11 protein-coding genes and 1 pseudogene are annotated in these 13,357 nt (G+C 74.4%); 6 read left to right on the top strand and 6 right to left on the bottom strand.

Going from position 1 to position 13,357, the window contains the following annotated elements:
- Positions 1-7: 7 nt before the first annotated feature.
- The gene (locus AB0G13_RS23900; protein ID WP_357878114.1) at positions 8-2,416 is read right to left on the bottom strand and encodes a bifunctional diguanylate cyclase/phosphodiesterase; all 2,409 of its coding nucleotides are present in this window, start codon (positions 2,414-2,416) and stop codon (positions 8-10) included.
- Between the two features lie 932 nt (positions 2,417-3,348).
- Between AB0G13_RS23900 and moaC the strand changes: the two genes are divergently transcribed.
- From moaC to AB0G13_RS23880, 4 genes are read left to right on the top strand one after another with little or no spacing between them, the layout of a single operon-like run.
- The gene (gene moaC, locus AB0G13_RS23895; protein WP_357878075.1) at positions 3,349-3,840 is read left to right on the top strand and encodes a cyclic pyranopterin monophosphate synthase MoaC; all 492 of its coding nucleotides are present in this window, start codon (positions 3,349-3,351) and stop codon (positions 3,838-3,840) included.
- Entirely contained in the window at positions 3,837-4,307 is a 471-nt protein-coding gene (locus AB0G13_RS23890; RefSeq protein ID WP_357878072.1) for a MogA/MoaB family molybdenum cofactor biosynthesis protein, read from the top strand. The genes moaC and AB0G13_RS23890 overlap by 4 nt, the downstream gene beginning before the upstream one ends.
- A 35-nt stretch (positions 4,308-4,342) precedes the next feature.
- Positions 4,343-5,602, top strand: coding sequence for a molybdopterin molybdotransferase MoeA (locus AB0G13_RS23885; protein WP_357878069.1), 1,260 nt, complete (start codon positions 4,343-4,345; stop codon positions 5,600-5,602).
- Positions 5,599-6,027, top strand: a complete 429-nt coding sequence (locus AB0G13_RS23880) for a molybdenum cofactor biosynthesis protein MoaE (protein ID WP_357878111.1) — start codon at positions 5,599-5,601, stop codon at positions 6,025-6,027. Before AB0G13_RS23885 ends, AB0G13_RS23880 begins: the two co-directional genes overlap by 4 nt.
- Before the next feature lie 17 nt (positions 6,028-6,044).
- Here the strand turns inward: AB0G13_RS23880 and AB0G13_RS23875 are convergent, their stop codons facing one another.
- Positions 6,045-7,487 carry a glycosyltransferase 87 family protein gene (locus AB0G13_RS23875; RefSeq protein WP_357878066.1) on the bottom strand — a complete coding sequence of 481 codons (1,443 nt, stop codon included), beginning with the start codon at positions 7,485-7,487 and terminating at the stop codon, positions 6,045-6,047.
- 215 nt (positions 7,488-7,702) lie between these two features.
- Positions 7,703-8,248, bottom strand: coding sequence for a DoxX family protein (locus AB0G13_RS23870; RefSeq protein ID WP_357878063.1), 546 nt, complete (start codon positions 8,246-8,248; stop codon positions 7,703-7,705).
- A 125-nt stretch (positions 8,249-8,373) separates the two neighbouring features.
- Here AB0G13_RS23870 and AB0G13_RS23865 point away from each other — a divergent pair, with 125 nt between their 5' ends.
- On the top strand, positions 8,374-8,928 hold the full coding sequence (locus AB0G13_RS23865; RefSeq protein WP_357878060.1) for an N-acetyltransferase: 555 nt from the start codon (positions 8,374-8,376) through the stop codon (positions 8,926-8,928).
- An 87-nt stretch (positions 8,929-9,015) separates the two neighbouring features.
- Here the strand turns inward: AB0G13_RS23865 and AB0G13_RS23860 are convergent, their stop codons facing one another.
- From AB0G13_RS23860 to AB0G13_RS23850, 3 genes and pseudogenes are all read right to left on the bottom strand, one after another.
- Positions 9,016-10,257 (bottom strand): ATP-binding protein, encoded by a 1,242-nt coding sequence (locus AB0G13_RS23860; protein ID WP_357878057.1) that lies wholly within the window; start codon positions 10,255-10,257, stop codon positions 9,016-9,018.
- A gap of 141 nt (positions 10,258-10,398) precedes the next feature.
- Positions 10,399-10,839, bottom strand: coding sequence for a PT domain-containing protein (locus AB0G13_RS23855; protein WP_357878108.1), 441 nt, complete (start codon positions 10,837-10,839; stop codon positions 10,399-10,401).
- A gap of 557 nt (positions 10,840-11,396) precedes the next feature.
- Positions 11,397-11,843, bottom strand: a pseudogene (locus tag AB0G13_RS23850) (hypothetical protein); the annotation flags it as partial.
- A gap of 323 nt (positions 11,844-12,166) precedes the next feature.
- Here AB0G13_RS23850 and AB0G13_RS23845 point away from each other — a divergent pair.
- Positions 12,167-13,195, top strand: a complete 1,029-nt coding sequence (locus AB0G13_RS23845) for an EamA family transporter (protein WP_357878054.1) — start codon at positions 12,167-12,169, stop codon at positions 13,193-13,195.
- Positions 13,196-13,357 lie beyond the last annotated feature (162 nt).

Genomic DNA, 13,357 nt, shown 5'->3' with positions numbered 1-13,357 from the left:
CGTCGCGTCAGGCGGGCAGGTGGCGGTCGGTGCGGCCGCGCCCGCCCTGCCGGCGGCCCGGGGCGAGCCGGATCACGGCTCCAGCGTCGTGCAGCGGAGGCGCGAGCGTGCCGGGGCTGCCCCCGGATCCGCGCCGGAACGCCGCGAGGAGCGTGCCGGCGGGCATCGGGCGGGCGAAGAGGTGCCCCTGGCCCGCCGTGCAGCCCAGCTCCCAGAGGGCCCGGCGCTGCGGCTCGCTCTCCACGCCCTCGGCCACCACGTCGAGGCCGAGGCTGCGGCCCAGGTCGAGGGTGGAGCGGATGACGGCGGCGGCCTCGGCGGAGCTCTCCATGGCGGTCACGAAGCTGCGGTCGATCTTCAGCTCGTGCACGGGGATGCGGGAGAGCAGCGACAGGGAGGAGTAGCCGGTGCCGAAGTCGTCGAGCGCCAGCCGGACCCCCTCGTCCCGCAGCCGGCTGAGCACGCGGTCGACCACGTCGAGCTGGCTGAGCGTGAGCGTCTCGGTCAGCTCCAGCACCAGCCGGTCGGGGGGCAGGTCGTGGGCCCGTAGCCGGGCCAGCACGGAGCCCGGGAAGCGGGCGTCGAGCAGGCTGCGCGGCGACACGTTGACGGCCACCGGCACGTCGAAGCCGGCGTCCCGCCAGCTGCCCGCCGCGATCAGCGCCTGGTCGAGGATCGCCTCGGCGAAGGCGGGGAGCAGGCCCGAGCGTTCCACCGCCTCCAGGAAGCGCAGCGGGTCGATCATTCCGTGGGTGGGGTGGTGCCAGCGGGCGAGGGCCTCCGCGCCGGTGACCCGGCCGGTGCCGAGGTCGACGATGGGCTGGAAGTTGACGGTGAACTCGTGGTCGGCGACGGCGCGCGGCAGCTCGCCGCCGAGGGTGAGCCGGCCGAGGTCGGCGGTGTCCCGGGTCGGGGCGTACGTCGAGGTCCGCTGGCCGGCCCGTTTCGCCTGGTACATCGCCACGTCCGCGCGGCGCAGCAGCTCCGGCATGCCCCCGGTGGCGGGCGCGGCGGCGATTCCGCCGCTGGCCTCGACGCTGATCCGCATACCGTCCAGGTCGAACGGCTCGTGCAGCGCGGCGAGCAGGGTCTCCGCGCGGTGCGCGGCCACCGCCGGGGCCGGCAGACCCCGCAGGAGTACGGCGAACTCGTCGCCGCCGAGCCGAGCCACCAGGTCGCCGTCCTGGGCGGCGTCGCGCAGCCGCTCGGCGACCTGCACCAGGACCTGGTCCCCGGCGGCGTGCCCGAGGGTGTCGTTGACCTCCTTGAAGTGATTGAGGTCGATCAGCACCAGCGCGGTCACTCCGTCGGCGTGCCGGGTGCCGAGGTGTTCGCTGCCCCGGTCGAGCAGCTGGCGGCGGTTGGCCAGCCCGGTCAGCGCGTCGTGGGTGGCGGCGTACGCGTGCTCGTCGGCGACCCGGGCCAGCTCGGCGTACGCCTGGGCGTTGCGCACGGCCGTGCACAGGGCCGAGGCGAAGGTGCGCATCGTGTACTGCTCCCGCTCGGAGAGCTGCACGGGCCCGCGGAACCGCAGCCGCAGCACGCCCACGTCGACCGTCCGGTCGTGCCCCTCCAGCGCGGCGGGGACGACGGTGCCGTCCACCGAGGTTGGCTCGCCGGCCGGCCCGTCGTACGTGATGGCGACCGCGCCACCGCGGACGGTCCGGCCGCCGTCGCGCAGCTCGATCTCCACCTCGTCGGCGGAGAACAGCTCGGCGGCCTGGGTGACCGCCGTGGTGAGGACCTTGTCGAGGTCGACCACGTTGAGCGCGTCGGTGGTGCGGGCCAGCCGCTGCCACGCCTGCTGCTCGGTGCGGGCCTTGACCCGGTTGGAGTAGAGCAGGTGGAGGCTGAGTACGAGGGGCGGCACCGCCAGCAGGAGCCGGGGATCCGCATGGAGGATGAACAGCGTGGTGACGATGAGGACGAAGCGCGCCAGCGCGCTCGTCACGCGCAGCCCGAGGTCCTCGCGGAAGAGTTGCCCGAGCCGGGTGCCGGTGGCGAGTGCGATGACCGGGAGGGTCAGCAGTTCGTCGAGGACCACCGTGACGGCGTAGGCGATCCCGATCGGGCCGAGGGCCGGCCAGAGGTCGGCGAGCGTCGGTGACCATCCGAGGGCGTGCAGGGTTGCTCCCGCACCCGCCGCCAGCAGCATGCTCTTGGCAATTCCGAAGGCGGCCTTCAGCGGCGGCAGACGGATGATCAGCAGGGCGATCGCCACCCCGACCCCGGTGGTCAGGATGACCAGGGGCGTCGGCGCCACCGCCAGGCTCAGGATGATCGCCGTTTCGCTCCAGGAGATGGCGTGGACGGTTGCCCGGATCCGGATCCGCCACTTGATCGTCACGCCGAGGGCAGCCATGAGGATCAGGGCGAGTGAAACCGCGAGATCCTGGCCGGACAGACCCAGTAGCACCAGTCCGCGTACGGAAACGAACGTCGCCGCGATCGCCGCAATGCAGACGAGGCCGACGTGCAGCGCCAGGCGCCGCTCGGCCTCCGTCTTGCCCGCGCTCGGTCGTGTCACCGCATCCCCGACTGTCACCCGCCTCTGATGGGCGCAGGCCAAGGCTACCTACGGTCACTCGTCGACCACAATCGTCACTGCCACTCGTGTGCCGACATCGCTATCCCTCCCCCATTCGCCATGGCCCTTGCCTTGCGCGGCTGTGGTCCGCGACGTCGACAGCCTAAGTGCGGTTCGGCCAATTATGGAGGGATAAATGTGACTATGGGCAATGGATGAGAACCGTGCCTCGTGGCGTGACTTTCTGCTTCTGTCCGGGAACTCACCGCTGAGTTTCTATCCACCTCCGGTTAACGCTAGATAATGAACTGGTGGAGGGGCTGACGGCATCGGACACGGCGGTGCAGTTTGCAACGGTCGGCAGCTCCGGCACCGGGTGCGTGAGGCGCCTCCCGGGCACGTTGGATGGTCGGGACGGCCGCTTCCGTGCCGGTACGCTCCGTCCGCCCGGCAGCTTTGTCAGCGACAACGGGGCGCAGGTTCGCCCTCGCCACGTCACGCGATGACCGAGGCAAGTTGCACTCCGTACGATGCCCGTTGCTGCCCGATCCTGACTGACAGGCAGCCCGGGCAATTCTCCCGATGGCGATGATCGTTTCCCGTCGCGCCGGAGAGGCAATGACACCACATCCGTTCCTGGCGGCATCCCGGGCTCCACCGCGTCACTGCGAAGGACGGCTATCGGGCCGGCGCAAGGAAGCGGGGTGGAAACGGTCGTCGGACAACGCGCCGGGAACGCGTTCCCCGTCCCGGCCAATTCGCGACAGGCGTGTCCGCGCCGGTGGTCCCTCCCTCTCGTACCGGAAGATAGGCTCGCGACCGTGACCGATCCCGCGCAGCTCACCCACGTCGACACGGCGGGCGCGGCCCGCATGGTCGACGTCTCCGCGAAGGCGGTCACCGGCCGCCTGGCCGTCGCCGCCGGCCGGCTCCGCACCACGCCCGAGGTCGTCGAGCTGCTGCGCCGCGACGGGCTGCCCAAGGGCGACGCGCTGGCGGTCGGCCGTCTCGCCGGCATCATGGGCGCGAAACGCACCCCCGACCTGATCCCGCTCTGCCACCCCATCGCCCTGCACGGCGTCACGGTCGACCTGACGCTCACCGACGACACCGTCGAGATCACCGCCACCGCGCGGACGGCGGACCGCACCGGCGTGGAGATGGAGGCGCTGACGGCGGTGGCCGTCGCCGGGCTGGCGCTGGTCGACATGGTCAAGGCGGTCGACCCGGCGGCCAGCGTCGACGCGGTGCGGGTGCTGCGCAAGGAGGGCGGCAAGACCGGCCTGTGGGTCCGCCCGGAGGAGCGGCCGTGATCCGGGCGCGGGTGGTGGTGGCGTCCAACCGGGCGGCGGCGGGGGTGTACGCGGACACCAGCGGTCCCCTGCTCGTGGCCGGCCTGCGCGACCTGGGCTGCGAGGTGGACGGGCCGGTGGTGGTGCCCGACGGCGAGCCCGTGGGCGAGGCGCTGCGGGTCGCCCTGGCCGACGGGATCGACGTCGTGCTGACCAGCGGCGGCACGGGGATCAACCCCTCCGACCGCACCCCCGAGGTGACCCGGGCGCTGCTCGACCACGAGATTCCCGGCATCGCGGAGGCGATCCGGGCGCACAGCCGCGACAAGGTTCCCGCCGCCGCGCTCTCCCGGGGGCTCGCCGGCGTCGTCGGCCGGATGCTGGTGGTCAACCTGCCCGGATCGACCGGCGGGGCGAGGGACGGCCTCGCCGTGCTCGGGCCGATCCTCACCCACGCCGTCGACCAGCTCCGCGGCGGCGACCACTGACCGCGACCGGGGTGGCGCACCGTTAGGCTCGGCCGGTGAGCACGGAAACCGCACCGGCCGCCGAGCCGGTCACCGCGCCCCCGCCGGCCGGCTGGGAGGAGGCCCGGTCCCGGGTGTACGCCGTCGGCCTGGCCGCCGCGCTCCCGGCCGTCAGCCGGCCGCTCGCCGAGATCGACGGACACACCCTCGCCGAGCCGCTGACCACCCGTACGGACCTGCCCGCCTTCCCCACCTCCAGCGTCGACGGCTGGGCCGTGCGCGGCACCGGGCCGTGGCGGCCGGTCGGGCGGGTGCTGGCGGGCGGCACCCCGGCCCCGCTGACCGACGACGGGACGACCGTCGAGATCGCGACCGGCGCGATGGTGCCGGAGGGCACCACGGCCGTGCTGCGGGTGGAGGAGTCCCGTCGTACGCCGGAGGGGCTGGTCGACGGCACGCCGCGGCCGGCGCCGGAGTGGCGCGAGCCGGGCGAGGAGGCGTACGCCGGGGAGGAACTGGTTCCCGCCGGCACCCCGGTGGACCCGGCGCTGATCGGCCTGGCCGCCTCCTGCGGGCACGACAGCCTGCTGGTGCGGCGGCAGCCCCGCGCCGCGCTGCTGGTCTTCGGCGACGAGCTGCTGACCGCCGGTCCGCCCGGCGCCGGCCGGGTGCGGGACGCGCTCGGGCCGGCGGTACCGGCCTGGCTGCGCCGGTACGGCTGCCTGGTCCGCCCCTCGGACGTGGTGGGACCGGTGGCGGACACGCTCCCCGCGCACGTGGCGGCGCTGCGCGCCGCGCTGACCACCGCCGACCTCGTGTGCACCACCGGCGGCACGATGCACGGGCCGGTCGACCACCTGCATCCCGCGCTGGAGGCGCTCGGCGCCGACTACGTGGTCAACACGGTGGCGGTGCGGCCCGGGTTCCCGATGCTGCTGGCCCGGCTGGCCGACGCCGACGGCCGGGTCCGGTTCGTCGCCGGACTGCCCGGCAACCCGCAGTCCGCCATCGTCGCCCTGGTCTCGCTGGTCGCCCCGCTGCTGGCCGGCCTGGCGGGTCGCCCGATGCCGGTGCTGCCGCACGTCACGCTCGCCGAGCCGGTGCGCGGCCGGGGCGCGTACACCCATCTGGCGTTGGTCCGGTTGGACCGGACCGCCGGCACCGCGCACCCGGTCCGGCACGTCGGCTCGGCGATGCTGCGCGGGCTGGCCGGCGCCGACGGGTTCGCCGTCATCCGCCCCGGCACCTCCGGCGAGCCGGGGGACCGGGTGCCGGTGGTGCCGCTGCCGCTGCTGCCCGGGGAGCGTGCGTGGTGACCGCGCCGGCCACGACGTTCGGCGAGGTCACCGACCGGCCGCTCGACCTCGCCGCGCACGAGGCGGCGGTCGCGGACCGCCGGGCCGGCGCGGTGGTCTCGTTCCAGGGGGTGGTCCGCGACCACGACCACGGCCGCGCGGTGACCAGCCTGGAGTACGAGGGCCACCCGAGCGCCGAGCGGATCCTGCGCGAGGTGGCGGCCGAGATCGCCGCCGACCCGGACGTGTACGCGGTCGCGGTGTCGCACCGGGTCGGCCCGCTCGCCATCGGCGACGCGGCCCTGGTGGCGGCCGTCAGCACCGCCCACCGGGCCGCCGCGTTCGCGGCCTGCGCCCGGCTGGTCGACGAGGTCAAGGCGCGGCTGCCGATCTGGAAGCGGCAGGTCTTCGCCGACGGCACCGAGGAGTGGGTGAACTGCCCCTGAGGGGCGGCCCACCCCCGTCAGCGGCGCAGGCTCGGCGTGGCCTGGCGGCCGAACCGGTCGGCGTAGAAGGCCGGCTCGGCGCCCGGGCGCCACGGCAGCGCGGCGACCAGCAGGATCAGGGCCAACGCCAGCGAGTTCTCCATCAGGGCGCCGAAGAGGCCGTCCTGGTAGTGGGACACCTCGGGGAGCTGGTGCTCGTACGGCCAGATCGGGGAGATCAGGAAGAGCAGGTAGAGCCCGATCGCGGCGGCGCCGTGCCGGAGCCCGGTCAGCGTCGGGTACCAGATCGGCGAGCGCAGCCCGGTCACCCCCGGCGGCCCGCCGTACGCCCCCTGGCCGGCCCGCTGGGCCAGCCCGCGACTGGCGTCCCGCCGGCGTACGGCGGCGTCGGCCAGCACGACGATCGCCGGGATCACCCAGACCAGGTGGTGCGTCCAGGAGATCGGGCTGATCACGTTGGCGGTGAGGCCGACCAGCGTGAACGCGGTCAGCTCGTCGCCGTCGGCGCGGGCGTTGACGGCCCGGGAGAGGCCGACCGCCAGCATCAGCACCGAGAACGACAGCCAGAGCAGGCCGGGCGTCTCGATCGAGTCGTACAGCCGGGCCAGCAGCCCCGCCAGCGACTGGTTGGGCGTCATGTCGGCGGCCCCGACGCGCTCGGTCTGCCAGAGCACGCCGCCGAAGTAGGCCCGGGACTCCGTGCCGACGATCGCGAAGGAACCGACGGTCACGGCGATCACCGTGCCGATCGCGGTGGCCGCGGCGCGCCACTGCCGCGTGATCATCAGATAGGCGATGAACAGCGCGGGGGTCAGCTTGACCGCGGTGGCCAGCCCGATGCCCACGCCGGCCCAGGCGCCGCTGTAGACGAAGCGCAGCAGCGGGCCGTCGGTCGGGGCGAGGTGGGTGCCCCGGCGGGACCGCCAGCGCAGGCCGATCAGATCGGCCATGATCAGTGCGAAGAGGAGCAGGTTCACCTGGCCGTAGCCGAGGGTCTCCCGGGCCGGCTCGACGGCGACCGCCAGCGGCGTCGCGATCCCCACGGTGAACCAGAGGGGCCAGCCGAGCCGGTCGACGATCGGGCGGAGCAGCCCGGCCAGCACGATGGCCAGGGCGGCGATGCTGGCGAGCGCGTTGACCATCCCGGCCATCCCGACCGGCAGGTGCGCCATCGGCAGCATCACCAGACCGCCGAACGGCGGGTAGGTGAAGCCCAGGGTGGTGCCGGGTGCGATGAACTCGTAGAGCTCGTGACCGCTCGCCCACCACACCACCGCGCCGTGGTAGATCTTCATGTCGAAGAAGTTGTACGGCCGCCCGAAAGCGCCGATGGCGAGCCATGCGGCATAGGCGACGGCGGCCACGATGCCGGTCCGTACGACTGTCCTACGATCGATCCCACGCGTTACGCGACGGACTGGGGCGAGGCGGTCCACCCGTCTTCCGACGGTCGCCGGCATGGCGTGGCCACCCCCGTACCAAGCTCGTCCTACCCGTCCAGGTCCTGCACGGAGCCTAGAACGGCGCCTCACGTTAATGCCTCCCGCGTTATGCGACCGTGTCCGATCCCACACATGTTTTTGACATTTCCACCGCGTTAACGCCTGTCGGGTGGTTCAGGTGATTCGCGGTGTTGGCAGGTGAGGGGCCGGCCGGGAGGAGGTGTCGACGCAGGTCAGCCAGGTAGTCGTCGGGCCGTCGCTGCTGATCGTACGGCGATCCGGGCCTCCCTGCGGGCGGTACGGACGGCTCGCTGCACGGAACGTCGGGAGTGGCCGATCCGGTGACCGGCCCGCCACCGCAGCCCGGGCTCGCCGCCGGTGTCCGCGGCGGCGAGCAGCAGCCCGCCCAGGAGGCCGAGGTTCTTCAGGAAGTGGATCTGGTTGTTGTTCCGCGCCGCCGGGTCGTCGTTGTTCCAGAAGGGATGCCCGGCGAGGGTCACCGGGACCAGCGTGCCGGCGAGGACCAGCGCCGCCGGCCGGGCGAACCGGCCCCTGGCGAGCATCAGCCCGGCACCGACCTGCACCGCCGCGTTGACCCGGATCAGCGTCTCGGTGTCCGTGGGGATGCGGGGATCGGCCCTCTCCAGCAGCGGGGTCACCCGGTCCGTCACGGGTTTCGCGGCCGCGACCAGCCGCCCGGGGTTCCGGAGGTTGTGGAACCCGCTGACCACGAAGATGCCGCTCAACATGGCGCGGGCGAGGGAGCGTACGGGTTTCATGGGTCAGTCATACCCCGTCGCCGGCCCGACTACCCCCGCAACCGCCGATCCGGATCGGTCGGCGTGGACGTCGCGCCACGCCGATTCGAGCGACCGTCGCTGATGGACCGGCTGTGAGGGGTAACGTGCCCCGCGTGACGACGCTGCGGTTGCGACCCGAGGACCCGGCCGACACCGGTGCGGTCCGGCGGGTGCTGGCCGCCGCGTTCGCCCGTCCCGACGTGTCCACGCCGCCCGAGGTGCGGCTGGTCGAGGAGTTGCGCGACACCGACGCCTGGGTGCCGGAGCTGGCGATGGTCGCCGAGTACGGCGGCGAGGTCGTCGGCTACGCCCTGCTCACCCGGGTCCGGGTGAAGTCCGACGACCACACCGCGCCGGCGCTGGCGCTCGGCCCGGTGGCGGTCGCGCCGCACCGGCGGCGGCTCGGGCTCGGCACGGCGGTGGTGCAGGCGGCCATCGAGGCGGCCACCGAGCTGGGCGAGCGGCTGGTGGTGGTGCTCGGCGACCCTGCCTACTACCACCGGTTCGGCTTCGGCCGGGCCGACCGGATGGGCCTCACCAGCCCCTGGTCGGGCCTCGGCGACCCCTGGCAGGCGCTGGTGCTGCCGCCGGCCACGAGCGGCGAGGGCCCGCCGCCGCGCGGCGAGGTGCTGTTCCCGCCGCCCTGGTCCAAGGTCTGACGCCCGCGAAGGTCTGACGCCCGCGAAGGTCTGACGCCCCGCGCCGGGTCGGGCGTGGCGGCGCGCCGCGTCGATCGCCCCGACCGGTCAGGCCGGTTGGGTACGCAGGTAGCGGCCGAAGTGGGGGACGGTGAAGGCGACCGTGCCGCGCTCGCCGGAGTAGATCAGGCCCTTCTTGATCAGCGCGTCCCGGGCCGGGGAGAGGCTGGCCGGCTTGCGCCCCAGGGCCCGGGCGATCTCCGCCGTCGGCACGGCGGCGTCCATGTCGTCGCGGCCCCCGCCGTCGACCTCGCCCTCCACCAGGGACAGCGTCGCCATGGCCCGCATGTACTCGCGCTCGGCCGGGGTGGCCCGTTCGAAGCGGGAGCCGAAGAAGCCCACGGCCAGCTCGGCCTCGGCCTCGGGCGCGGCGACCCGCACGTCGGCGGCGGTGATCGGCGAGCGGGGCGCATGGTCCCAGGTCGCCTTCCCGTAGGCCTGGACGAAGTACGGGTAGCCGCCGGACTTCTCGTAGAGCAGGTCGAGGGCCTTCTGCTCGTACTCCACCTCCTCGCGCTCGGCCGGCGCGCAGAGCGCCTGGTCGGCGGCGAGCCGGTCGAGCCGGTCGATGCGCTGGTAGCGGAAGAGCCGCTCGGAGTACGACTTGGCCGCGCTGAGCACGGCCGGCAGGTGCGGCAGCCCGGCGCCGACCACGATCAGCGGCGCGCCGAGCTGGGACAGCTCGTGGCAGGCGGCGCAGAGCGCGGAGACGTCCTCCGGGCCGAGGTCCTGCATCTCGTCGATGAAGACCGCGATGCCGGTGCCGACGTCGGCGGCCACCGCCGCGGCGTCGGTGAGCAGCTCGACCAGGTCGATCTCGATGTCGCCGGAGTCGGCGCGGCCACTGGCGGCGGGCACGTCGATGCCGGGCTGCCACCGGTCGCGCAGCTTCGGCGCGGTGGTGCCGCGACCGGTCGGCGCGGTCCGCTGGGCGAACGCCTTGAGCACGCCGAGGAAGGCGTCGATCCGGTCGGGGGCGCGGTGCCGGGGCGCCAGCTCCCGAACGGCCATGTGCAGCGCGGCGGCGATCGGGCGGCGCAGCGACTGGTCCGGCCGGGCCTCGATCTTGCCGCTGCCCCAGAGGTGGTTGATCGCCTGGGAGCGGAGGGTGTTGAGCAGCACCGTCTTGCCGACCCCGCGCAGGCCGGTGAGCATCAGGCTGCGTTCCGGCCGGCCCCGCGCGATGCGCTCCAGCACGACGTCGAAGACGTCCAGCTCGCGCCCCCGCCCGGCGAGCTCGGGGGGACGCTGGCCGGCGCCCGGGGCGTACGGGTTGCGGACCGGATCCACGCATCGCACAGTATCGGGCCGTCTAGCTGCGGGACTAGACATCCGTAGATGGGGCAACCGGCGTGTCGGGTCACCGGGATCGTCTCGACACAAAACTAGGGCTGTCTAGCGTGGACGCTAGACAGCCCTAGTTTTGGTAATTCAGCGCTTCTTCAGGCAGAGCACGTAGTCGAGGAAGTCCAGCGAGTTGTCGTGCACGTAGTTGGCGGTCGCCTCCGGGGCCCGGGTCTTGCACCGGTCGCCGTCCGCCGTGCCCGGGATCCGCAGCAGCACCTCGTACGTGTTGGGGCCGCAGGGCACCTTCCGCAGCTCGGCGTCCGTGGCCGTCCCGTCGTTGACCACGCAGTCGCCCTTCGCGAACTCCTTCCGGCTGGGGCTCGGCTTGGCGGTGGTCGGCGCCGCGCTGGGTTCGTCCGTCGGCTCGTCCGTCGGCTGGCCCGTCGGCTGGCCCGTCGGGTCGGCGGGAGCGCTCATCGTCGGGGTCGCGATCGGGTCCTCGTCCTCGCCGGCCTGCCAGAACGCCCAGCCGGCGAGACCCAGGCACGGGCAGAGCAGGAGCACCACCACCAGGCCGATGACCAGCGCGACCTTGCCACCGCTCTTCTTCGCCGGCGGGGCGGCCGGCGGCATCCCGTACCCGCCGGGCACCGGCTGCGGGGCGCCCCACTGGTTGCCGGGCGCGGGCGCCGGCCCGGCCGGCGGATACGGCCCGGCCGGCGGGTAGCCCCCCTGGTCCGCCGGCGGCTGGACCCCGGGCGGGGGCGGGTACCCGGCCCCGGAGGTCGGCGGCGGATAACCCGCCCCGGAGGTCGGCGGCGGGTAGCCGGCCCCGGAGGTGGGAGGCGGGGGGTAGCCCGGTTCCGGGGTCGGCGGCTGCGCGGGCTGGTTCCACGCCGGGTCCGGCTGACCCCACTGCGGGGCGGCCGGCGGTTCACCCCCGTACGGCGGCTGGCCCCACTGCGGTTCACCCCCGGGCTGCTGCTGGCCCCACTGCGGGGCGGCCGGCGGCTGCCCCCACTCCGGCAGTGTCGGGTCGATGGGTGGCGGGCCGCCCGGGGTGCCGGGCGGGCGCTGGTAGGGGTCGTCCGGCTGTGCGGGTGATCCGTAGGTCGTCATCTCTTCCTCAGGGGTGCGGTGGCTCAGCGCTGCTTCAGGCAGAGCACGAAGTCGAGGGTGTCCAGCTCGCTGTCGAAGAAGTACCAGTTGGTGTAGCCGTCAACCTTGGCGCACTTCGCCGCGGCGTCCTTCTCGCCGCTGGTCGCCCCGTCGATCCGGCGCAGCACCTCGTACGTCTGCGGGGCGCAGTCGCTGATCAGCAGCTTGGGCTTGCCGCCGGCCGGCCCGTCGTTGCGGACGCACTGACCGGCCTTGACGAAGCGCGGGTCGGCCGAGGACTCGGGGGCGGGTGTGCTCGGCGCGGCGACCGTCGCGCTCGCGGGTGTGGCCGGCGGGTCGGTCTTCGCCGCGGGCGCGGGCTCGCTCGGCGTGGCGACGGGCGTCTCGTCGCCCTGGTCGAGCAGGTGGAGCGCCGCGGCCCCGCCGGCCAGGGCGAGCAACGCCGCCGTGGCCAGCACCGCGACCAGCGGGGCCGCCCGCCCGCGCCGACGCCGCGGCGGCGGGGCGGGACTTCCCGCGTACGGGGAGGGGACGGGGGTGCCGCCGTCCCGGGTGGCGTACGGCTGCGCGCCGTACTCCGGTGGGGTCGAGCCGTACGGGTCCTCCCAGCCGCCCCGCCCGGGGGGCCCGGCCGACGGACCGTACGACTCCTCGGGGCGCCGCCCCTGCCACGGGTCCGGGTCCCCTCGACCCGGTGCTCCGTAGTTCGCCATGCACGCCTCCCGCGCGAGTGGTGAGAGGCCGGCCACCAACGAGGGACGCCGACGCCCACGCCACCGTAGCGTGTCCACCGATGAGCCCACCTCCACCGAGTGCACCGCCGCCCGCCGACGCGGGCACCCGGACCGGCCCGGACGCCGGTACGGGCCGTACGGCTGCCGCCACGCCGGCCCTGATCTGGACCGCCCTGCTGCTGGTCTACGTCCTCTGGGGCTCCACCTACCTGGGCATCCGGATCGCGGTGGAGTCCATGCCGCCGCTCGGCTCGGCGGCCGCCCGGTTCGCCGTCGCCGCCCTGGTGCTGGCGATCGTGCTGCGGGTGCGGCGGGGACGGGGCGCGCTGCGGGTCGACCGGCGGCAGCTCGGCTCGGCCGCGCTGGTCGGCGTGCTCCTGCTGACGTGCGGCAACGGGCTGGTGGTGCTCGCCGAGTCCGGTCCGGCGGGGGTCGCGGTGCCCTCCGGGATCGCCGCGCTGCTGGTGGCGACCGTTCCGCTGCTGGTGGTGCTGCTGCGTACGGTCACCGGCGACCGACCCCGGTCGTGGACGCTGGCCGGGGTGACGTCGGGCTTCGTCGGCCTGGTGCTGCTGGTGCTGCCGACCGGCGGGGCGGGCGCCGTGCCGCTCACCGGGGCGCTGACCGTGGTCGTGGCGGCCACCTGCTGGTCGATCGGCTCCTTCCTCTCCGGCCGGATCCGGATGCCCGCCGATCCGTTCGTCGCCACCGTCTACGAGATGTTCGCCGGGGCGGCGGCGCTGGCCGTCCTCGCGGTGGCCCGCGGCGAGCTGCGCGGGTTCGACCCGGGCGCGGTGACCACCCGCTCGTGGCTCGCGCTCGCGTACCTGATGGTGGCCGGCTCGCTGGTCGCCTTCACCGCGTACGTCTGGCTGCTGCACCACGCGCCGATCTCGCTGGTCTCCACGTACGCCTACGTCAATCCGGTGGTGGCGGTGGCGCTCGGCGCGCTGTTCGCCGCCGAGTCGATCACCGCGCAGGTGCTGCTCGGCGGCGCGGTCATCGTGGCCGGGGTGGCCCTCGTGGTGAGCACCGAGAGACCGCGACGTCCCGCCCGGGGGACCGCGCCGGAGCCGTCGCGCCGGTAGCGTCCGCCCCGTGTCGACCGGGCTGCTGGCAGGCGTGGCGCTGCTCGGCGCCCTGACCGGCCTCGTCGCCCCGCGGGCCGCCCGCCACTTCACCACCCCGCCCGCCCCGGTCGCGCCGCACGCACCGCACACGCCACGCGGGCCCGTCGCGCCAACAACGGA

Source organism: Micromonospora sp. NPDC023633, assembly GCF_040640035.1.
Lineage (GTDB): Bacteria > Actinomycetota > Actinomycetes > Mycobacteriales > Micromonosporaceae > Micromonospora.
The sequence above is the reverse complement of the archived record's forward strand: the minus strand, read 5'-3'. Positions and strand labels throughout refer to the sequence as shown.